Origin of the sequence: Pseudomonas fragi (assembly GCF_002269505.1) — a bacterium.
In the GTDB taxonomy this organism is placed as follows: domain Bacteria; phylum Pseudomonadota; class Gammaproteobacteria; order Pseudomonadales; family Pseudomonadaceae; genus Aquipseudomonas; species Aquipseudomonas fragi_D.
Genome location: NZ_NQKQ01000001.1, coordinates 197591 through 218458, shown reverse-complemented (window position 1 = coordinate 218458; position 20868 = coordinate 197591). Strand labels below are relative to the sequence as shown.

At 59.7% G+C, this 20868-nt stretch carries 14 protein-coding genes and 1 riboswitch; of the genes, 11 read left to right on the top strand and 3 right to left on the bottom strand.

Annotation, left to right across the window (positions count from 1 at the left end; all coding sequences use genetic code 11):
* The first annotated feature begins 57 nt into the window (after positions 1 to 57).
* Positions 58 to 1335 (top strand): lipid IV(A) 3-deoxy-D-manno-octulosonic acid transferase, encoded by a 1278-nt coding sequence (waaA, locus tag CJU81_RS00935; RefSeq protein WP_095035143.1) that lies wholly within the window; start codon positions 58 to 60, stop codon positions 1333 to 1335.
* Here waaA and CJU81_RS00930 read toward each other — a convergent pair.
* Positions 1332 to 6014, bottom strand: coding sequence for a dermonecrotic toxin domain-containing protein (locus tag CJU81_RS00930; RefSeq protein WP_095035142.1), 4683 nt, complete (start codon positions 6012 to 6014; stop codon positions 1332 to 1334). The genes waaA and CJU81_RS00930 overlap by 4 nt on opposite strands.
* A 113-nt stretch (positions 6015 to 6127) precedes the next feature.
* Entirely contained in the window at positions 6128 to 7564 is a 1437-nt protein-coding gene (locus CJU81_RS00925; protein ID WP_095035141.1) for a TolC family outer membrane protein, read from the bottom strand.
* 156 nt (positions 7565 to 7720) lie between these two features.
* Positions 7721 to 7826: riboswitch (TPP riboswitch) on the top strand.
* Positions 7827 to 7980: 154 nt separating this feature from the next.
* Between CJU81_RS00925 and thiC the strand changes: the two genes are divergently transcribed.
* Entirely contained in the window at positions 7981 to 9870 is a 1890-nt protein-coding gene (gene thiC / locus CJU81_RS00920; RefSeq protein WP_095035140.1) for a phosphomethylpyrimidine synthase ThiC, read from the top strand.
* 141 nt (positions 9871 to 10011) lie between these two features.
* On the top strand, positions 10012 to 11325 hold the full coding sequence (gene cytX, locus CJU81_RS00915; RefSeq protein ID WP_095035139.1) for a putative hydroxymethylpyrimidine transporter CytX: 1314 nt from the start codon (positions 10012 to 10014) through the stop codon (positions 11323 to 11325).
* 58 nt (positions 11326 to 11383) lie between these two features.
* Here the strand turns inward: cytX and CJU81_RS00910 are convergent, their stop codons facing one another.
* The gene (locus CJU81_RS00910) at positions 11384 to 12130 is read right to left on the bottom strand and encodes an RsiV family protein (protein ID WP_020467805.1); all 747 of its coding nucleotides are present in this window, start codon (positions 12128 to 12130) and stop codon (positions 11384 to 11386) included.
* A 223-nt stretch (positions 12131 to 12353) separates the two neighbouring features.
* On the opposite strand from CJU81_RS00910, the gene CJU81_RS00905 reads away from it, so the two are divergent.
* From CJU81_RS00905 to parC, 8 genes are all read left to right on the top strand, one after another.
* Complete coding sequence (locus CJU81_RS00905) at positions 12354 to 12971, top strand: NUDIX domain-containing protein (RefSeq protein ID WP_095035366.1); 618 nt, start codon at positions 12354 to 12356, stop codon at positions 12969 to 12971.
* A complete protein-coding gene (locus tag CJU81_RS00900; RefSeq protein WP_095000935.1) occupies positions 12962 to 13414 on the top strand; it encodes a DUF1249 domain-containing protein in 453 nt (150 codons plus the stop codon). Before CJU81_RS00905 ends, CJU81_RS00900 begins: the two co-directional genes overlap by 10 nt.
* 32 nt (positions 13415 to 13446) lie before the next feature.
* The gene (gene cpdA / locus CJU81_RS00895; RefSeq protein WP_095035138.1) at positions 13447 to 14262 is read left to right on the top strand and encodes a 3',5'-cyclic-AMP phosphodiesterase; all 816 of its coding nucleotides are present in this window, start codon (positions 13447 to 13449) and stop codon (positions 14260 to 14262) included.
* Between the two features lie 95 nt (positions 14263 to 14357).
* On the top strand, positions 14358 to 14966 hold the full coding sequence (locus CJU81_RS00890) for a YqiA/YcfP family alpha/beta fold hydrolase (RefSeq protein WP_095035137.1): 609 nt from the start codon (positions 14358 to 14360) through the stop codon (positions 14964 to 14966).
* A 51-nt stretch (positions 14967 to 15017) separates the two neighbouring features.
* On the top strand, positions 15018 to 16922 hold the full coding sequence (parE, locus tag CJU81_RS00885) for a DNA topoisomerase IV subunit B (RefSeq protein ID WP_095035136.1): 1905 nt from the start codon (positions 15018 to 15020) through the stop codon (positions 16920 to 16922).
* Positions 16922 to 17902, top strand: coding sequence for an esterase-like activity of phytase family protein (locus CJU81_RS00880; protein ID WP_095035135.1), 981 nt, complete (start codon positions 16922 to 16924; stop codon positions 17900 to 17902). The genes parE and CJU81_RS00880 overlap by 1 nt, the downstream gene beginning before the upstream one ends.
* Positions 17899 to 18420, top strand: a complete 522-nt coding sequence (locus CJU81_RS00875; RefSeq protein ID WP_095035134.1) for a retropepsin-like aspartic protease family protein — start codon at positions 17899 to 17901, stop codon at positions 18418 to 18420. The genes CJU81_RS00880 and CJU81_RS00875 overlap by 4 nt, the downstream gene beginning before the upstream one ends.
* Before the next feature lie 11 nt (positions 18421 to 18431).
* Entirely contained in the window at positions 18432 to 20696 is a 2265-nt protein-coding gene (parC, locus tag CJU81_RS00870) for a DNA topoisomerase IV subunit A (RefSeq protein WP_095035133.1), read from the top strand.
* Positions 20697 to 20868 lie beyond the last annotated feature (172 nt).

The following is a 20868-nucleotide window of genomic DNA, read 5'->3' as shown; positions in this document are numbered from 1 at the left end:
GGTAGGGGCTATTCGGTGCCATCATCGTGAATACTTTTTCAAGTAAACTCCGCACCCATGAATAGAACTCTCTACACCTTGCTGTTTCATCTGGGGCTGCCACTGGTGGCGATTCGTTTGTGGCTGCGGGCGCGCAAGGCGCCAGCTTATGCCCGGCGCATTGGTGAGCGTTTCGCCATAAATCTGCCAGCCATGCAGCCGGGCGGAATTTGGGTGCACGCGGTTTCGGTGGGCGAGAGCATCGCTGCCGCGCCGATGATTCGCGCACTGCTTGAACGTTATCCACAGCTGCCAATCACCTTGACCTGCATGACGCCCACCGGGTCCGAGCGGATCCAGGCATTGTTCGCGGGCGAACCGCGTATCCAGCATTGCTACTTGCCTTACGACTTGCCATGGGCGGCGGCGCGGTTCTTGAATCGCGTGCAACCCAAACTCGCAGTGATCATGGAAACCGAGTTGTGGCCCAACCATATCCACCAGTGCGCCAAGCGTGGCATCCCGGTGGCGCTGGCCAATGCGCGGTTGTCGGCACGCTCGGCCAAGGGGTATGGCCGTTTTGCCCGCCTGACCCGGCCCATGCTGGAAGAAATGAGCCTGATCGCCGTGCAAACCGAAGCCGAGGCCGAGCGCTTTCGTCAGTTGGGAGCACGGCCTGAGTGCGTTGAGGTGACCGGCTCGATCAAGTTTGACCTGAGCATCGATCCACAACTGCTGGTCGATGCCCGGGAGCTGCGTGAGCAGTGGCAGGCCCAGGCGCGTCCGGTGTGGATTGCCGCCAGCACCCACGAGGGGGAGGACGAGATTGTGCTCGCTGCCCATCGGCGATTACTCAATCAGTATCCCAACGCGTTGCTGATGCTGGTGCCGCGTCACCCTGAGCGCTTTAACACGGTGTTTGAACTGTGCCGACGTGAAGGTTTTGCCACGGTGCGCCGCTCCAGTGGCGAGCCGGTCTCCGCCAGTACCCAGGTCATGCTGGGTGACACCATGGGTGAATTGCTGTTCTTGTATGCGCTGGCAGACACCGCGTTTGTAGGCGGCAGTCTGGTGCCCAACGGCGGGCACAACCTGCTGGAGCCGGCGGCGCTGGCCAAGCCGGTGTTAAGCGGGCCACATCTGTTCAACTTTCTGGAAATCAGCGCGATGCTGCGCGACGCCGGAGCACTTGAAGAAGTGGACGACGCCCAAGGGTTGGCGCTGGCGGTACAGCGCCTGTTCGAGTTGCCGCAAGACGCCCGGCGCATGGGCCAGGCGGGCCTTAAAGTCATGCAGCTCAATCAGGGCGCCTTGCAGCGGTTACTCGATGGCCTGGGGCGGTTGATGTCGCGCTAGTCGGCCAGTGGCAGAAACCAGCGTTTGGCCAGGTCTTTGCCAATCTGGCCGCGATGAACGTTTACAATGGCCGGGGCAGTTTTCGCCTTGTCCAGCTGGACAATGTAGCTGAGTTTGCGCTGCTCTTTTGTCTTCAAGTGAGCGGCCGTGTAGTTCTCTTTCGGGGTCTGGGCCTCGTCATAGTGAAAGTGGGCATACCACAGCGGGCTGCCCTTGCGGTCGTTGACGGCGTACTCCTGAATATAGTCCTGCCGCTCACCGGTTAACTGGATGCGCTTGCCAAGGCCGGCCATCTGCACCTGCTTCTCATCAATCAAGTACTGCAGATTGCCATGGGTCGGCGGCAGTTCGAGGCTCAACTTGATACGCATCTCCCGGCCTTCCCTGATCATTTTCTGGGCAGCACTGCGCATGCTGTCGATCAGGGTCTGATCGTCCTGGGACCTTGAATCCTCGGCTTGGGCTTGCAGGGCCAAGTGCAGTTCAGTGGCCAGCTTGTCGAGCTTGTTGGCTTCGCGAGTGAGCTCTTCCTCGACTTCCTGCGGGTAGCGGGTACTTGTGCTGTGCACTCTGGCCTTTTGCAGATGCCATTCGGACAAGGCATAAAGTTTGCGCGCATCACCCTTGATGATATTCAGCGCCCGTGTACGCGGTGATTCAGTACGCACGGTTTTAATCTCGATCCATTCGTCCCCGTGCTGCAAGTAAGTCGACAGTAATTGCTCGTCATAGTCTGAGCGGATCTCAATGACATCACTCAGCCATTCGTTGTCTGCGGGCCTGAGTTCGCCGATCAATTTGCCCTTGCCACGGACATGAATCACTTTTTTTGAGCGACTGCCAGCGGCAGGTGGTGTGCGCTTTCCAGGTCTTGGTGCGGGGGGCTGCTGGGGCGGCTTGATCTCGGCCGCCAGTTGGCGGGTGACATCCTGATAGAGCTCTGTCAGCAACAGACGAAGCTTTTTGAAGTACTCAGGCTCCAGCTCATCGGCATACATCAAGCCAATGCCTTGCAAGGCATCCAGCGCCTGCCCGTAGTTCTCCACGAGGCTGTCCAGTACCTCCAGGCGCTTGTCGGCGTCGAACTCCAGAGTGTTGAGCTGGTTATGGGTGTGGGTGTGCTCATTGAGCGGGTCAATGGCGCTATCAAGGCTTTCTTCTGTGAGACTGCTTGCAGAGGGCCCGGAGCTGGCATGTTTCAGGCAGTCAAGCTGAAAGCCTTTGAGGGTCAGGCTGGTATGCCCTCCCGCAGGTAGCGACTGGGCCAGCTCGGTGGCGGTAGCGATCCCCTCTTCGCCGAGGTTGTACAGTTGCTCCAGGTAGCCGTCTCTTTGCTCGATGCGTTCTATTGTTATCTCGTTGATTGCCACCTGTTCCCGGTTTGATTGTGCATAGCCCTGGCGGTCTGCATTTACCGCAGCCTCAATATCAGTACCTGGCAGGTTGAACTGCGGCCACTTGTTGATCAGGGCTCTTTGTTCGCTTGCCGAGACAGACAGGGATATGCAGCGGTTGTCGAAAGACTTCTCCAGCATGGAAATCATGATCTTGTCGTGAAAGGGGATATCAAGCTTGCTGCGTTCCTCGGCAGTGGCCAGCAGTGCCTGGTAGCCGCTCAGTTCTGCGTGCAAGGCCGTTTTGAGTCTCTCGCGAAAGGTGGTGAGCTGCGCGGCGGTAAAACGCGGGTCCGCCATCGCACTTTTGAGGGCGCTGTGGGTGATCTCAACGGCTTTCTGCAGGGGAACTTCACGGGGGAAGAACTCAGTCAACTGCACTTCCAGTTCGCGTTTACGCTGGGCCTTCTGTGCTTGCAAGGCGGCTATGCGCCTGGACAGGCCGCCACCCCGCAAGCGCAACCGTGTATCTACCATCCAGTTACCCTTGCCGTCTGTTCTCAGGTTCGGGCCGCTGCGATTGATATCGCTCTCTGAAACGATGCAAACATCATCGTCGATGTCGATATGGACGGGGTATAACCCTTCACCGAGCAATGCGTGCCACTTCTGATCGATAACATAGAGACCCTTGAACGGGCCGTCGGCCACCGCAGGTGGCAGAGTCTCGGGCTGTGCCACTTTGAAACTGGCCAACAGCTCGCGTCTGCTTGATGTCAGCCGGTCGCTGGCACTGGCGGTACTCAAATCCAGCACGGCGCTGTTGGCACCGGGGAACTCGCCGGGCAGGGCCACGATACCCGTGACGACTACAGGAGGCTCCGGTTCCGGCCATGCTTCGGCGATAGGGGCCGGGGCCGGAGCCTGCATGGCCTTGCCCGTTAATCCTGCGGGCAGAGGTGAGAGTTTCTGCAGGGTTTTCTGGGACTGATGGAACAACAACATGCCCAGGTTCAGCAATACATCGGCGGCTGCCAGTTCGCGGGTAGCGGCGTCACTGCTGGCCAGCGCAGGGATGTCATGGCTGGCCACATTCGCCAGGCTCAGCAAACCGCCGGTAAACATGATGGGGGACGATAATCCGGGCAGCAGCAACAGGCTGTTGAAGATCAGCCCGCCGCCTTCCAGCAGCACGGCCCAGCGGCTTTCCGTGTTGGACACCGAGTCTGTGTTCGCTTGCTCTACCAGTGCCCTGGCATTGCAGCCAAAAAGGTACTGCATCAATTGGCCGTTTTGCAGGTATTGCAGTAACTCGTCGCTGCCATTGGTTGCCAGTCTGGCGGGCCCCGGCAGTTCAATCGGAGCGAAGTCACTGCCCAAGCCGAAGCGAACGTAGTGTGGCTCCTTGAAGCCGCCGTTGTCGTAGATCGGACGGGCAATATCACTCAACCAGGTCAGCACGCTGGTTTGCAGTGGCGATGGCTCGGCGATGGCGTCCAGCAGGGCAGTGCGGGTGCTGAATTCCAGCAGTGAAGGCGAGTAAAACGGCCGATACAACACATGAGGGCCATGCTCGACGTTGGCCGGCTCGATGATAAACATGTTACTCACAATATCGGGCCGAGCTTCAGGGTGGCGTAACAAGGCCAGATGACGAATGACCACAGCAACGCCATCGACCTGTTGGTCTGCCGCGCTGGTCTGTACGACTGCGGCAACCTGGCGTGCCCCGGGCGCTGTCATGCCGCTTTCTTTTTTCAGGCTCAGTTCCAGTGCTTCCAGTGGCAGTTGCACATTGATCTGGCTCGCAAACAGCTTTTCTCGTACCCCGGCATCGGCTGTATTGCTCAACAGAGCGTCTTCCAGATGTTTCGGGTATAGCCTGCCGATATCGACCTTTTCGATCAGTCCGCCACGTTGCGTGATGTAATCGGGTGTCAGCCAGCTTGGCAGCGGCCGCCCCAGGCGATGACTCAGGCTGAGCGTGCCCTTGGGCCGTCCGATCAGGTTTTTCAGGGACAGCTCCGTGAGGCTCATGCTGATGCGCTCCACGATACCGACGGCCCCTGGCAGGCCGGTCGCGGACAGAAAAGTCAGCTCAATATCATCGGGCGCAAAGTTATCCACACGCTCTTGTATGGTGAAATCTTGCTCGAACTGGCGCTGGTCGGCGCGCATTTGCCGGTGCAACACGTCGACGGCATAGGTGTGGATGTCGCTGATGCCATACAGGTAAGTCCTGCCTGCACTGGTTTGTTTGGCTGTATACAGGGCAAGGCTGTAGTGGCGGTAGAGTGCCATTTCGGCCGGGGACGCGTTTTTGAGCCACTCGGGCAAGTGTTTCTTGACCGCTACAAGGCTCTGTAAGTCGGCTCTTGGCGCGTTGGCGAAGTTCGTCGAGGTGTCGGTGATGGACCTGTAAACCCTCTGCAGTGCCTGCCATCCAATAGTGGAAGGTATCTTCAGCTTACCTGTGCGTTCAAGTTGGCGGTTGAGAATGGCAGAGGCATGTGCATTGAAAAAGTTGCCATCGAGCTCGAATTGCTTAACGCGGATCTCCTTGACGCTGTAGGACTTGCTTATCTTGCTGGCCCAGGCCTGGCCCAGCGCGTCCATTGAATCAAAGATGAGGGTGGCGCCGTCAGCCTTGCACACCAGGACTTGATCCCGGGTTGCCAGGGCGATCCTTGAGTTGAGTACGGAGTAAACAGCTTCAGGGTTCAGCATGGTGGCCTCAAGCCAATAGGCGCGCACGGCGTTTTCGCCATGCAGGCGGCTGCGCTCTTCGAGATCCGGGGTTGTAATGACCTGGTTGATGGCGGCAAGCGCGGCGGGGTTCAGGTCCGTTTGCCGGAGTGCGCCAATCGTCAGGGTGTCCTTCATCACATCACTAAGCCATTGCCAGCGGCTGGCGCCGGTATCGGCGCTTTCTGTCCAGAACTCCTTCAGTGCATTCTGCAGGCCGATGGGCAGGCGCCAGGCCAGTTCTTTGGCCAGGGTCTCGATGACTTGCATATCCAGCTCACCATCATCGGGCTTGAGCCACTCAGGTGCGTTATCGGTCAGGTAGTAGGGCTGCGTATTGACAGGGCTGATATCCAGCGCGACGCGGCTGCCCAGGTATTCAAGGACCTTGGGCATGAACGGCTCCAGCGACCAGCCACCGCCTGCTCTGGGCACGGCCAGGCGGGTGCGTTTCAGGTCGATCTGCACAGAGGGATAGCGCTGTGCAATGGCCTCAGTGAGCATTTTGCGAGCGACTGATTCAAGCGACGGTGGGTTGGCGAACTGTTCCCGTACGGCATTTTCGGGAAGGGCGAGAGAGGGCGAGGGGACTGTAGGCATGAGCGTTCCTGTGTTGCGTTCCAGAAGGTCATACGACCGATGCCGTATTAACTTCTGGTGCGCTCAAGGAACGGTGGTATCTGGATATATCAGCAATCAGGGCGCTGGGCGAATCAGTTGCCCGGCGAGCGCAGGTTGGCCTCGGCAGCCTTGGCCAGGTCCGGTGGCAGGAAGTCCTTGTCCGGGTTGTAGTCGGCTTTGAGGTAATGCGACAGCGCTTCCAGATCCCCGGGGTTGAGCGTGCCCGCTGCCTGTTTGAGGCGCAGGTTGTCGAGGATGTAGTCGTAGCGGCTGTTGTTGTAGTCGCGCACCGAGTTGTACAGCTGGCGCTGGGCGTCGAGCACGTCGACGATATTGCGGGTACCCACCTGGTAGCCGATTTCCGTGGCCTCCAGCGCGCTCTGGTTGGAGATGATCGACTGTTTGCGTGCCGATACCTGTTCAACGTCGGTATTCACCGCGCGATGCAGGTTGCGGGTGTTTTCCACCACCTGGCGGCGCAGGGCTTCGCGCTGTTGTTCGGTCTGGTCCAGACGCGAGTAGGATTCACGCACTTGCGAGCTGGTCAGGCCGCCGCTGTAGATCGGGATATTCAACTGCACGCCGATGCTGCGTTGCGACACGTCGCCGCCATAACGCTGGTTCAGGGCGTTGGGGTTGCTCAGGCCGAAGGCGTCGTTGTCGCCGGTTTTGTACTGCGCCACGGCATCGAGGGTTGGCGCGTGGCCCGCCTTGCGTTGCTTGAGGGTTTCTTCAGCGGCGCTCACCGCGTAGTTGCTGGCCAGCAGGTTGAGGTTTTGCTGCGCGGCGGTGTCGACCCACGACTTGGCGTCATTGGGCATCGGCGGCAAGATCGGCAAGGTGTGGCGCATGCCTTCAATCGCGTTGTACTGGCGGTTGGTCAGGGTAACCAGGGATTCAAAGGCGTCTTCTACCTGACGCTGCGCCAGCATCCGGTTGGCCCGTGCCGTGTCGTAACTGGCCTGGGATTGCAGCACGTCGGTCTTGTCCGACAGGCCCACGTCAAAGCGCTCGCGGGACTGGTCAAGCTGACGCTTGAACGCCGCTTCTTCGGCTTTGGTCGCGGCCAGTGTGTCCTGGGCGCGCAGTACCGAGAAGTAGGCATTGGCGCTTTGCAGAATCAGATTTTGCTCGGTGGCCGAGAGTTGCAGGGCGGCCTGTTCGTTGATCGATTCGGCGGCTTTCAACTGGAACCAGCGGTCAATCCGGAAAATCGGCTGTGCCAGCGTGGCCTGGTACACCATCGCGCTGCGGGTGGTGGTCAGCGACGGCTGGTCGATGGCCGTGCGCACATTGCTCGACTCGGCGCCCCCCGACAGATTGGGCAGCAAACCGGCGCGGGCCTGGGGCACCACTTCCTTTTGTGCCGAATAGTTGGCGCGGGCAGCTGCCAGGTCGGCGTTGTTGTCGACCGCTTCGTGGTACACGCTGACCAGACCGTTTTGGCTGGACAATGGGGCGGGGGTGTCCAGCGCCATTGCGCTGGTCGCCCAAGACACGGCGATAGCCAGTGATAGTTTGCGCAGCATGAGCGATCCCTAGTTCAAGAATGCGAAAAATGAAAGCCCGAGTCCGACTCGCGGTTTCAGGAAGTAGCGAGTGTAGTAGTTTTGGGCAAGATAGAGCATCTGCAAGTTGCCGCTTTCAGCTTGTAGCTAAAAAATTGCCGCTGTCCTAGACTGTGCCCGTTCTTGTCGGGGTGCCTTGCTATGAGGCTGAGATCGAATAATTTCGGATCCCGTTGAACCTGATCAGGTTAACGCCTGCGTAGGGAACAAGATTTCTCGTCTCCCGGCGAGTCCTCTTGAGTGCTGTCCGGGATCGATTGGTCAAAAAGTGATCAGTTGTTCGAGGTCGTCACTCAGCACCCAGTCCTTGGGTGCATCCGTACATTTTTCAGGTTCTCCCTCCGACAATCCGCCTGGATGCAGTCTGGAGAGCCGTGATGAGTACAAAACCAAAAAACGCGATCAACCTCAGTGATTCGGCCAAGGTCGATGAACAGTCAGTCAAGCCGTTTACCCGCTCGCAAAAAGTCTACGTACAGGGTTCGCGCCCCGACATTCTGGTGCCGATGCGTGAAGTCAGCCTGGATGTCACACCTACCGATTTTGGCGGCGAAGTGAACGCCCCGGTATTGATCTACGACACCTCCGGCCCGTATACCGACCCGTCCGTGCAGATTGACGTGCGCAAAGGCCTGGGCGATGTGCGTTCGGCCTGGATCGATGACCGTGACGACACCGAGCGTCTGGCGGGCCTGAGTTCGAACTTCGGCCAGATGCGCCTCGAAGATGCAGAGCTGACCAAACTGCGCTTTGCCCACGTGAAAAACCCGCGCAGGGCCAAGGCCGGTGCCAACGTTACCCAGATGCACTATGCGCGTCAGGGCATCATTACCGCCGAGATGGAATACGTCGCCATCCGCGAAAACATGAAGCTGCAGGAAGCCCGCGCCGCCGGTCTGCTTGACCAGCAGCACCCGGGCCACAGTTTCGGCGCCAGCATCCCGAAAGAAATCACCGCCGAATTCGTGCGCGATGAAATCGCCCGCGGCCGCGCCATCATCCCGGCCAACATCAACCACGTTGAGCTGGAGCCGATGATCATCGGCCGCAACTTCCTGGTGAAGATCAACGGCAATATCGGCAATAGTGCGCTGGGCTCGTCCATCGAAGAAGAAGTGGCCAAGCTGACCTGGGGTATTCGCTGGGGCTCGGACACGGTCATGGACCTGTCCACCGGCAAACACATTCACGAAACCCGTGAGTGGATCATCCGCAACTCGCCGGTGCCGATTGGTACCGTGCCGATCTATCAGGCGCTGGAGAAGGTTAACGGTGTGGCCGAAGACCTGACCTGGGAGCTGTTCCGCGACACCCTGATCGAACAGGCCGAGCAGGGTGTGGACTACTTCACCATCCACGCCGGCGTGTTGCTGCGCTATGTGCCGCTGACCGCCAAGCGGGTGACCGGGATTGTGTCCCGTGGTGGTTCGATCATGGCCAAGTGGTGCCTGGCGCACCACAAAGAGAACTTCCTCTACACCCACTTCGACGAAATCTGCGAAATCATGAAAGCCTACGACGTCAGCTTCTCGCTGGGCGATGGCTTGCGTCCGGGATCGATTGCCGACGCCAACGACGCGGCGCAGTTCGGCGAGCTGGAAACCCTTGGCGAACTGACCAAGATCGCCTGGAAGCACGACGTGCAGTGCATGATCGAAGGCCCGGGCCACGTACCGATGCAGTTGATCAAGGAGAACATGGACAAGCAGCTGGAGTGCTGCGACGAGGCGCCGTTCTACACCCTGGGCCCGCTGACCACCGATATTGCGCCGGGTTACGACCACATCACCTCGGGCATTGGTGCCGCGATGATCGGCTGGTTCGGTTGCGCCATGCTTTGCTACGTGACGCCCAAGGAGCACCTGGGCCTGCCGAACAAGGATGACGTGAAGACCGGGATCATTACCTACAAGATCGCGGCCCACGCGGCCGACCTGGCCAAGGGCCACCCTGGCGCACAGATCCGCGACAACGCCCTGAGCAAGGCGCGTTTTGAATTCCGCTGGGAAGACCAGTTCAACCTCGGCCTGGACCCGGACACTGCGCGTTCGTACCACGACGAAACGCTGCCCAAGGATTCGGCCAAGGTCGCGCATTTCTGCTCCATGTGCGGGCCGAAATTCTGCTCGATGAAAATCACCCAGGAAGTGCGCATCTACGCTGCCAACCAGCGCATAGATGCCATCGACGTGGATGTAGCCAAAGGCCTGGCCGAACAGGCCGAGCGCTTCAAGCAGGAAGGCAGTCAGCTGTATAAAAAAGTGTGATGTAGCAGTTCCCTTGTGGGAGCGGGCTTGCTCGCGATTGCAGCACCTCGGTGATTCAGAAGTACCGAGTTGATTGCATCGCGAGCAAGCCCGCTCCCACAGGGTTTTTTAGGCGGTTTTCTCTTTGTGGGATTCATTTCTTTGAACACACCCGGTACTTACTCTCCCGACCGTGCTGTCCCTCTGGACCGGCGTGCATTCGGCGGTCGCGATTTGTTCTCTCTGTGGTTTTCCCTCGGTATCGGCCTGATGGTGTTGCAGACTGGTGCGTTGCTTGCGCCGGGGCTGGGGCTGTCGGGTTCGTTGCTGGCAATTTTTCTCGGCACGCTGGTAGGCGTGTCGCTATTGGCTTCGGTAGGTGTGATCGGTAGTGATACCGGCCTTTCATCCATGGCCGCCCTCAAGCTCAGCCTGGGCAGCCGGGGCGCCATGCTGCCGGCCATGCTCAACGTGCTGCAACTGATCGGCTGGGGCTCGTTTGAAATCATCGTGATGCGCGACGCAGCCAGCCTGCTTGGCGCCCGGGCTTTTGGCGAAGGCAGCCTGTTGAGCAACCCCCTGTTGCTGACGTTGCTGTTCGGCGCCTTGGCCACCTTGCTTGCGGTGAGCGGGCCATTGACCTTTGTGCGCAAGATTCTGCGCAAATGGGGTATCTGGTTACTGCTGGCGGCCTGTCTATGGCTGACCTGGAACCTGTTCGCCAAGGCCGATCTGGCTGCACTGTGGGCGCAAAAAGGCGATGGTTCGCTGCCGTTTGCCGTGGGTTTTGACATTGCCATTGCCATGCCGCTGTCCTGGTTGCCGCTGATCGCGGATTACTCGCGCTTCGGCAAGCGGGCCAAAAGTGTGTTCGGCGGCACGGCGCTGGGCTTCTTTATTGGCAACTTCTGGTTGATGAGCCTGGGCGTGGCCTACACCCTGGCATTCGCCCCGAGTGGCGAAGTCAATGCGCTGTTGCTGGCGCTGGCAGGCGCTGGATTGGGGATTCCGTTGCTGCTGATCTTGCTCGATGAGTCGGAAAACGCATTTGCCGATATTCATTCGGCGGCGGTGTCTGGCGGGATTTTGTTGCGTTTGAAAGTCGAGCATCTGGCCTTGGCCATCGGCGTGGTCTGCACCTTGATAGCCTGCTTTGCGCCGCTGGCGCAATATCAGAACTTCCTGCTGCTGATCGGCTCGGTGTTCGCGCCATTGTTCGGCGTGGTGCTGGTGGATCACTTTATCCTGCGCAAGCGCAGTGCCCGGGTCACGCCGACGCTGCTGCGCTGGCCGAGTTTGCTGGCTTGGGTGGGTGGGGTGGTGACTTATCACCTGCTGGCGAACTTGCTGCCGGATATAGGCGCGACATTGCCCGCGTTGCTGCTGGCCGGTGGGTTGCAGTGGGTGTTGGGGTTTACGCTAAAAGCCCCTCTCCCGGACGCAGAGGGGACTAAAGGCGCAAGCAGGTCTGCGTAACACCACAGATCAGCTCCCTCTCCCTAAGGGAGAGGGTTGGGGTGAGGGTGGCTCTGGCTCAGCCCTTACCCGGAAACCACTCAGGCTTCAAAATCCCGTTCAGGCGCGAGTACGGGATCTTCAGTTCAACATGGCCTTCAGAGTAGGGCGCAATGCTGTACACGTCGTACTTGAGCACCACGTTGTCCTTGAGCAATGCGACATGCGGGGTTTTCTGGAATGGCCAGTTTTTCACGAACTCCGGGTCACTGCCGTAATGGCTGCTGATCAACCAGTTGTTGTGAGCCACTTTGGCGGCGCCCCAAAAAGCCTGCTCCTGACCCGGCAGCAACATGTCCTGCAAGGTCACGTCCTTTTGCTGTGAGCGTGAGTAGTTGATAAACCCGCGCCCCGGCATGCCATGGGCACCACCTGTGTCCAGGTAGCTGGACAGCTCGACTATCACCAGACCGTCATGCTGTTCGCGTACCTTGGCCTGCAGATAAGTGCTGTTACGGCTGTCGGCCGTGCGCAGGAAGTGTTCGCGGTAGGCGTTGAGCGAGGGCGCCAGTTTGTCGTCAGGCGAGTTGACGGTCATTCGCAGCAGGCGATTTTCGATCATCGCATCGAGCTTGGGTGCATCGGGGAAATGTAGCGTGTCGATATTCACCAGCGGGCAATCCTGGCCGGTGCAGCCTGCCTTGACTTGCTCGGAAGCGTCATTGGCAAACGCCAGCGGCTTTTGCACCGCAGGCTGGAACACGCTTTGGCACGCACCCAGGGTCAGGGCGATGCAAGTCATGGAAGCAAACTTTAAAAGCGACATGGTCGTCCTTCATCGTCGAAAGAGTAAGGGAATAATGGTGGTTCGACTGCCAGCATGGGCATCGGTTCGCCACTAAGCTTATGTAGAGCCAATTAGAGTTGTTTTGCAGGCAATCCGTCTATCCCTGCGTTATAAAAGAGGCTGCATCGCGAGTCTCAGGCGCGTTAGGATGCGCGATGCCGAGGGTCCGCCCACGGTGAAATTCGCCAGCAAGGGGTTTGCAATGACTGACATTACCAAGGCCACGCCACGCGCCGTTGAGATCGTAAAGCGCGAGAACGGCTATCAGGGTTTTTACAAACTTGATCGCGTGCACCTGCGTCACGAACTCTTTGCCGGGGGCATGAGCCGCGAGATCAGTCGTGAAGTATTTGTGCGTCATGACGCGGTGTGCGTACTGCCCTACGACCCGCAACGTGATGAAGTGGTGTTGATCGAGCAGTTTCGCGTCGGCGCTCTGGGCAAGACCGAAACACCGTGGCTGATCGAGCTGGTTGCCGGGTTGATCGACAAGGCCGAAGTACCGGAAGAGGTCGCTCACCGCGAAGGTGAAGAGGAAGCCGGGCTGACGTTTTCGTCCCTGTGGCCCATCACCCGCTATTTTCCGTCACCGGGTGGCAGCACCGAGTTTGTTCATCTTTATCTGGGCCGTTGCATTTCTGAAGGTGTGGGGGGCTTGCATGGTCTTGAAGAAGAGGCAGAAGATATTCGTGTAACGGTATGGGCGTACGAAGATGCGCTGCAAGCAGTTCGTGATGGGCGTATTTCCAATGCAGCGAGCATTATTGCCCTGCAATGGTTGGCGCTTAATCGCGCTGAAGTGAGGGGGTTATGGTCGTAAATGGGGTTCGCGATCGTTATCGGGTCGATCTGATCGGGCTGCAGGCCGCTTGCGAGGCCAACTATGCGCGCCTGATGCGTTTGCTGCCTGAAATGCGCGAGCAACCCGGCCCTCGTCAGATTGCCGTGACCCAGGGCGACCAGATGCTGGGCGTGCTGACGCTGGAGGTGATCCTCGATTGCCCGTACACCAGCACCCTGCGTGTCAGCCAGGAGCACAGTTTGCCGTGGTTGCCGGTGCCCCAACTGCAGGTGCAGGTGTATCACGATGCACGCATGGCCGAAGTGGTCGCGGCCGAGCATGCGCGGCGTTTTCGCAGCATTTATCCCTACCCCAATATCGCCATGCACCAGCCCGACGAAAAAGCCCAGCTCAATGTGTTTTTGGGTGAGTGGTTGAGCCATTGTCTGGCCTGTGGCCATGAATACGCAGAAGTGCGCTAGCCTTGAAGAAAAACCTCCCCGGGAGAGCCTCCTTGCCGAATGTATCCACGCTGACCACCGAAGATCCGGTGCTGCTGGTGCAGCTCTCTGACAGCCACCTGTTTGCTGATGCTGATGGCTCGCTGCTGGGCCTGAAGACCGCGCAAAGCCTGCAACAGGTCATCGACCTGGTGCGCGCCGAGCAACCGCACATAGACGGCCTGCTGGCCACTGGCGATTTGACCCAGGACGGCAGTGTCGAGGCCTATCAGCTGTTTCGCCACATGACGTCACCGCTGGGCGGTGTTGCCCGCTGGATCCCCGGTAATCACGATCAACTTGCGCAGATGCGTGAAGCTGCCGTGCAAAGCCGCCTGCTGGAGCCCGTGATCGATATCGGCAATTGGCGCATTACACTGCTCAATTCGGCGGTGCCCCATTCCACTCCCGGTTACCTGGAGGACGACCAGTTGCAGTTGCTGGCGCAGTCCTTGAGCGAAGCGCCCGACCGCCATCATCTGGTGTGTCTGCATCATCACCCGGTGTCGGTGGGCTGCCAGTGGCTGGAGCCTATCGGCCTGCGCAATGCCAAGGAGTTCTGGTCGGTCATGGACCGTTATCCACAGGTCCGTGCGGTGCTGTGGGGGCATGTCCATCAGCCGTTTGACCAGCAGCGCAACCATGTGCGGTTGCTGGCGTCGCCTTCTACCTGCATCCAGTTCGCTGTCGGCAGCCCGGACTTCAAGGTCAGTGGTGAGGCGCCAGGGTATCGCTGGTTGCGCCTGCAACCGGATGGCACCTTGCAAACTGGCGTGTCGCGCCTGGCGGATTTCACCTTCGAGCCGGATTACAGCGCCAACAATTACTGAAATATCTTGAAGCGAGTCATTGCCCCTGAGTCAGGCTAAACTGCGCGTCTTTCTTGATGCTGTGTTCAGCTTAACGGGTCTTCGGGGGTCATCGCATGTCGGGTTCCATCTTGTATATCCACGGGTTCAACAGCGCCCCCGAGTCGAAGAAGGCCTCGCAACTGATAACGGTGATGCAACGCATGGGCCTTGGTGAGCAACTGCGTGTACCCGCCCTGCATCATCATCCGCGTCAGGCCATCGCCCAATTGCAGGCCGCAATCCGTGAGCTGGGCTGCCCTTTGCTGGTAGGCAGCTCGCTCGGCGGCTACTATGCGACATGGTTGGCCCGTCAACACGGCCTCAAGGCCTTGCTGGTCAACCCGGCCGTCAGCCCGCACCGGATGTTCGACGGCTATCTGGGTACGCAAACCAATCATTACAGCGGCGAAACCTGGGAACTGACCCACGATCACGTGCAGGCGCTGGCCGAGCTGGAAGTGCCAGCCCCCCAGGACGCGCAGCGTTGTCAGGTGTGGTTGCAGACCGGCGATGAAACCCTGGACTACCGCTACGCTGAACAGTATTACGCGGCGTGTACGTTGCGTATCGAGGCCGGCGGTGATCACAGTTATCAGGGCTTTGCCCAGCAATTGCCCGATCTGCTGAACTTTGCAGGGATCGGCGCCGAACAGTTTCAAACCATCGACTTCGCGGCCCTTTAAGGCGCCCGTTGAATGGCCCTTATTTTCACTTACGACTAACGACGAGACCCTATGGCCACTCCCAGCGCTAGCTCTTATAACGCCGACGCCATCGAAGTCCTCTCGGGCCTCGACCCGGTGCGCAAACGCCCCGGCATGTACACCGACACCAGTCGGCCCAACCACCTGGCCCAGGAAGTCATCGACAACAGTGTCGACGAAGCCCTGGCTGGCCACGCCAAGGCGGTGCACGTCATTCTGCACGCCGATCACTCGCTGGAAGTCAGCGATGACGGGCGCGGCATGCCGGTGGACATCCACCCGGAAGAGGGCGTGCCGGGCGTCGAGCTGATCCTCACCAAGCTCCACGCCGGCGGCAAGTTCTCCAACAAGAACTACCAGTTCTCCGGCGGCCTGCACGGCGTGGGCATCTCGGTGGTCAACGCGCTGTCGACGCTGGTACGGGTCAAGGTCAAGCGTGACGGCAACGAGTACCAGATGACCTTTGCCGATGGCTATAAAGCCACCGATCTGGAAATCATCGGCACCGTGGGCAAGCGCAACACCGGCACCAGCGTGTACTTCGCGCCGGACCCGAAATACTTCGATTCACCCAAGTTTTCCGTCAGCCGCCTCAAGCACGTGCTCAAGGCCAAGGCCGTGCTGTGCCCGGGGCTGCTGGTTACGTTCGAAGACAAAAACACCAACGAAAAGGTCGAGTGGCATTACGAAGACGGCCTGCGTTCGTATCTGGTCGATGCCGTCAGCGAATTTGAACGCCTGCCCGATGAGCCGTTCTGCGGCAGTCTGGCCGGTAACAAAGAAGCCATCGACTGGGCCTTGCTGTGGCTGCCCGAGGGCGGCGACAGCGTTCAGGAAAGCTATGTCAACCTGATCCCCACCGCCCAGGGCGGTACTCACGTCAACGGTCTGCGCCAGGGTTTGCTCGATGCCATGCGCGAATTCTGCGAGTTCCGCAGCCTGCTGCCGCGTGGCGTAAAGCTGGCGCCTGAAGACGTGTGGGAGCGCATTGCGTTCGTGCTGTCGATGAAAATGCAGGAACCCCAGTTCTCGGGCCAGACCAAAGAGCGTCTGTCATCCCGTGAGGCGGCGGCATTTGTCTCGGGCGTGATCAAGGACTCTTTCAGCCTGTGGCTCAATGCCAACCCCGAGTTGGGCATGCAACTGGCTGAACTGGCAATCAACAACGCCGGGCGCAGGCTCAAGGCCAGTAAAAAGGTCGAGCGCAAGCGCATCACCCAGGGGCCAGCATTGCCTGGCAAACTGGCTGACTGCGCCGGGCAGGACCCGATGCGCTCCGAACTGTTCCTGGTGGAAGGCGATTCCGCAGGCGGCTCGGCCAAGCAGGCGCGGGACAAGGAATTCCAGGCGATCCTGCCGTTGCGCGGCAAGATCCTCAATACCTGGGAAGTCGACGGCAGCGAGGTGCTGGCCAGTCAGGAAGTGCACAACATTGCCGTGGCCATCGGTGTCGATCCGGGCGCGGCAGACATGAGTCAGTTGCGTTACGGCAAAATTTGCATCCTTGCCGACGCCGACTCCGACGGCCTGCACATCGCAACCTTGCTCTGCGCCTTGTTCGTGCAGCACTTCCGCCCGCTGGTGGATGCCGGCCACATTTATGTGGCGATGCCGCCGCTGTACCGTATCGATCTGGGCAAGGAGATTTTCTACGCCCTGGACGAAGCCGAGCGCGATGGCATCCTAGACCGGCTGGTAGCCGAGAAAAAACGCGGCAAGCCGCAGGTCACGCGATTCAAGGGGCTGGGTGAGATGAACCCGCCACAGTTGCGCGAAACCACGATGGATCCGAACACCCGGCGCCTGGTGCAACTGACCCTTGAGGACTTTGCCGCCACGTCAGAGATGATGGACATGCTGCTGGCCAAGAAGCGCGCCGGTGACCGCAAGTCCTGGCTCGAATCCAAAGGCAACCTGGCGCAGGTGCTGGCCTGATGCGCAGTGCCTTGCTGGGCTTGCTCTGTCTGGGTGCTGCGCCGGTCATGGCCGATGCCTGGCCAGAGCTGGCGTTGCAATCAGAGCATCCGGTTGAAGGCATGCGCGGTGGTAATCTGTCCGGGCTGGCATTGTGTTCGGGTGAGCTGTGGGCGGTGTCTGATCGCGATGATGATCAGATTTATCGCCTCGATACCCGCGAGCCACTGTGGCACGCCGAAGCCTTGCCTGTTGATGTGCCGCCAGCCCCGGAAAGCGGCTTGCCGTGGGGCGTGCGCATGATGGGCAAGGCCATCAGCCCGCTGCGCGGCGGCGAGCTGGATTTTGAAGGGATCAGTTGCGATGAGGCGGGCAACCGGTTCGTGGTCAGTGAGTCCCATGCAGCGGTGCTGCAAATCCCTCAGGCCGGGGCGCCTTCATGGCTTAAAATCGACCCGGCGCTGGTGCGTCAGGCCCGTGCCAGCGGCATGTTGCTGCATTTCAATGCGCTGTTTGAGGGGATTGCCGTCAACCCGCAGGGTAATCAGATATGGCTGGCGGCCGAGCGTGAGCGCCGTGGTTTGCTGACTATTCGCAAAAAACAGAGTGTGTGGGACTGCGAAAACGGCTGCGTGTTGATGAGCGAAGGCGGCCTTGAGCAGCCACCGGCGCAACTCAAGGGCAAGGCTCAGCAAAAGGACTTTGCCGACCTGACGCTGTTCGAGGGCAAGCTGTTTACCCTTGAGCGCATGGCCTATCGCATTTGTCGGCGCACCCCGGACACGGGCGAGATAGAGCGCTGCTGGTCGTTTGCCAATGATGCACTGACCGAAGGGCGGCGCTATAACACCGGCTACGGCAACACCGAGGCCCTGAGCCTGGATGCCAAAGGCGCCTGGGTCGGAGTCGACAATGGTAACCATGTCCGCGCCGATGGCGAAAAACGCCCCGTTATCTGGCGTTTTGTTGCCCCGCAAGGTGGCTGGAGCGCCAAATCATGAGCGAGCAAACGCCGGGTAAAGGTGTGGGTCGGGTCTTTATGATTGTGGCCTGGTGCGCCGGTTTGTATCTGGCCGCGCAATTTTTCGGGCGCTGGGAACAGCGTCAGCAAAACCCCAATACTGAAGTTACCTCGCAGCAAGGCGAGGGTTATATCGAAGTCAAACTGCTCGGTAACGCCCAGGGTCATTTTGTCGCCAGCGGCCGGATCAACAACGTGCCGGTGGAATTTTTACTCGATACCGGCGCCACGGATGTGGCGGTGCCGATGGACCTGGCCAGGCAACTGGCACTGCCCAAAGGCGTCCCGGTGACGCTGAACACTGCCAATGGTCGCACTCAGGGCTATCAGACCCGCATCGACCGCCTGCAACTGGGTGCCATTGTGTTGCGCGACGTGCGTGCAGTGGCGGCCCCGGGGCTTGAAGGCGAGCAAGTGCTGCTGGGCATGAGTGCGCTGAAAAAACTTGAATTCACCCAGCGCGGCGGCACCATGCTGCTGCGCCAGACAACGAACTGAATGAGGTCCGCATGAGCGACTCCCTTGATCTCAGCCTGGACGGCGTAGAACGCCGGTCACTGGCCGACTTCACCGAACAGGCCTACCTCAACTACTCCATGTACGTCATCATGGACCGGGCCTTGCCGCATATCGGCGACGGCCTCAAGCCCGTACAGCGGCGCATTGTTTACGCCATGAGCGAGTTGGGCCTGGACGCTGACTCCAAGCACAAGAAATCGGCGCGTACCGTCGGTGACGTACTCGGCAAGTTCCACCCCCACGGCGACTCGGCCTGCTATGAAGCGATGGTGCTGATGGCGCAGCCGTTCAGCTATCGCTATACCCTGGTCGACGGTCAGGGCAACTGGGGTGCGCCGGACGATCCCAAGTCGTTCGCCGCCATGCGTTACACCGAAGCGCGCTTGTCACGTTACTCCGAAGTGCTGCTCAGCGAGCTGGGCCAGGGCACGGCGGACTGGGTGCCGAACTTTGACGGCACCCTCGACGAGCCTGCGGTTCTGCCTGCGCGTCTGCCCAATATCCTGCTCAACGGCACCACCGGTATTGCCGTGGGTATGGCCACCGACGTGCCGCCGCACAACCTGCGTGAAGTGGCGGCGGCCTGCGTGCGCCTGCTCGACGAGCCCAAGGCCACGGTTGAGCAGCTGTGTGAACACATTCAGGGGCCGGACTATCCGACCGAAGCCGAGATCATCACCCCGCGTGCCGACCTGCTGAAGATCTACCAGACCGGCCGTGGTTCGGTGCGCATGCGTGCCGTGTACCACGTCGAAGACGGTGACATCGTCGTCACCGCGCTGCCCCATCAGGTTTCCGGTGCCAAGGTGCTGGAACAGATCGCTGCACTGATGCAGGCCAAGCCGACCAAGCTGGCCATGGTCACTGACCTGCGCGACGAGTCCGACCACGAGAACCCGTGCCGTATCGTGATCATTCCGCGCAACAATAAAGTCGATCTCGACGAGCTGATGCAGCACTTGTTCGCTGTCACCGAGCTGGAGTCCACGTTCCGGGTCAACATCAACATCATTGGCCTGGACGGCAAGCCGCAGCTGAAAAACCTGCGCGCCCTGCTGGTGGAGTGGCTGGAGTTCCGGGTCAACACCGTGCGCCGCCGCTTGCAGTTCCGCCTCGATAAAGTCGAGCGCCGCCTGCACCTGTTGGACGGTTTGCTCACCGCTTACCTGAACCTGGATGAAGTGATCCACATCATCCGCACCGAGGAACACCCCAAGGCCGAGCTGATTGCACGCTTCGCCCTGACTGAAACCCAGGCCGACTACATCCTTGATACGCGCCTGCGTCAATTGGCCCGTCTGGAAGAGATGAAGCTGCGCGACGAGCAGGATGCGCTGCGTAAAGAACAAGCCAAGCTGCAAACCTTGCTGGGCAGCGAAGCCAAGCTGAAAAAGCTGGTGCGTACTGAACTGCTGGAAGACGCCAAAACCTACGGCGATGATCGTCGTTCGCCTATCGTGGCCCGCGCAGAAGCCAAAGCCCTGTCGGAAAACGAGCTGGTGCCGACTGAAGCGGTTACGGTTGTTCTGTCAGAAAAGGGCTGGGTACGTTGCGGTAAAGGTCACGACCTGGACGCTACCGGTCTGTCCTATAAAGCGGGTGACGGCTACAAGACTGCTGCAGCGGGGCGTTCCAATCAGTTTGCGGTGTTTATCGACTCCACGGGGCGCAGCTACTCGGTGGCTGCGCATACCTTGCCGTCGGCCCGCGGTCAGGGTGAGCCGCTGACCGGTCGTCTGACGCCGCCGCCGGGCGCGACGTTCGAGTGCGTGCTGTTGCCGGAAGACGACGCGTTGTACGTGATCGCCTCCGATGCCGGTTATGGTTTTGTGGTCAAGGGTGAAGACCTGCAAGCCAAGAACAAGGCCGGTAAAGCGCTGCTCAGTCTGCCTAAAGGCGCGCAGGTGATGCAGCCACGGCCGGTGGCCGATCGCGAGCACAACTGGCTGGCAGCGGTCACGACCGAAGGTCGCCTGCTGATTTTCAAGGTCAGCGACTTGCCGCAGTTGGGCAAGGGCAAGGGCAACAAGATCATCGGTATCCCCGGTGATCGCGTGGCCAGCCGTGAAGAGTACGTGACCGATATCGCCGTGCTTCCAGACAATGCCGCATTGGTATTGCAGGCAGGCAAGCGTACCTTGACGCTCAAGGCAGATGACCTGGAGCACTACAAGGGTGAGCGTGGCCGTCGTGGCAATAAACTGCCCCGCGGGTTCCAGCGTGTGGATGCCTTGCTGGTAGAAACGCCCAATTAAGCCTGTTTAAGCCGCCTGGTCTGCGTTTTTAAGCGCAGATCGGCGCGACAGCGCTGGAGTCAGGCCCAATATTCGCGGATGATATGCCGCGTTTGCGGCACGGCTTATGGCAATGTGCTTTGCGAGCCTTTCGAGAATTACACTGCGGCTCGCCCCATGGCGGCCACCTGGA

Coding starts and splice junctions, on each gene's coding strand:
- CJU81_RS00910 (WP_020467805.1), bottom strand. CDS start 12,130: ATGTCGCTTTTAAAGTTTGCTTCCATGACTTGCATCGCCCTGACCCTG.
- parE (WP_095035136.1), top strand. CDS start 15,018: ATGGCCACTCCCAGCGCTAGCTCTTATAACGCCGACGCCATCGAAGTC.
- CJU81_RS00930 (WP_095035142.1), bottom strand. CDS start 6,014: ATGCCTACAGTCCCCTCGCCCTCTCTCGCCCTTCCCGAAAATGCCGTA.
- thiC (WP_095035140.1), top strand. CDS start 7,981: ATGAGTACAAAACCAAAAAACGCGATCAACCTCAGTGATTCGGCCAAG.
- CJU81_RS00880 (WP_095035135.1), top strand. CDS start 16,922: ATGCGCAGTGCCTTGCTGGGCTTGCTCTGTCTGGGTGCTGCGCCGGTC.
- CJU81_RS00875 (WP_095035134.1), top strand. CDS start 17,899: ATGAGCGAGCAAACGCCGGGTAAAGGTGTGGGTCGGGTCTTTATGATT.
- CJU81_RS00900 (WP_095000935.1), top strand. CDS start 12,962: ATGGTCGTAAATGGGGTTCGCGATCGTTATCGGGTCGATCTGATCGGG.
- parC (WP_095035133.1), top strand. CDS start 18,432: ATGAGCGACTCCCTTGATCTCAGCCTGGACGGCGTAGAACGCCGGTCA.
- CJU81_RS00925 (WP_095035141.1), bottom strand. CDS start 7,564: ATGCTGCGCAAACTATCACTGGCTATCGCCGTGTCTTGGGCGACCAGC.
- CJU81_RS00890 (WP_095035137.1), top strand. CDS start 14,358: ATGTCGGGTTCCATCTTGTATATCCACGGGTTCAACAGCGCCCCCGAG.
- waaA (WP_095035143.1), top strand. CDS start 58: ATGAATAGAACTCTCTACACCTTGCTGTTTCATCTGGGGCTGCCACTG.
- CJU81_RS00905 (WP_095035366.1), top strand. CDS start 12,354: ATGACTGACATTACCAAGGCCACGCCACGCGCCGTTGAGATCGTAAAG.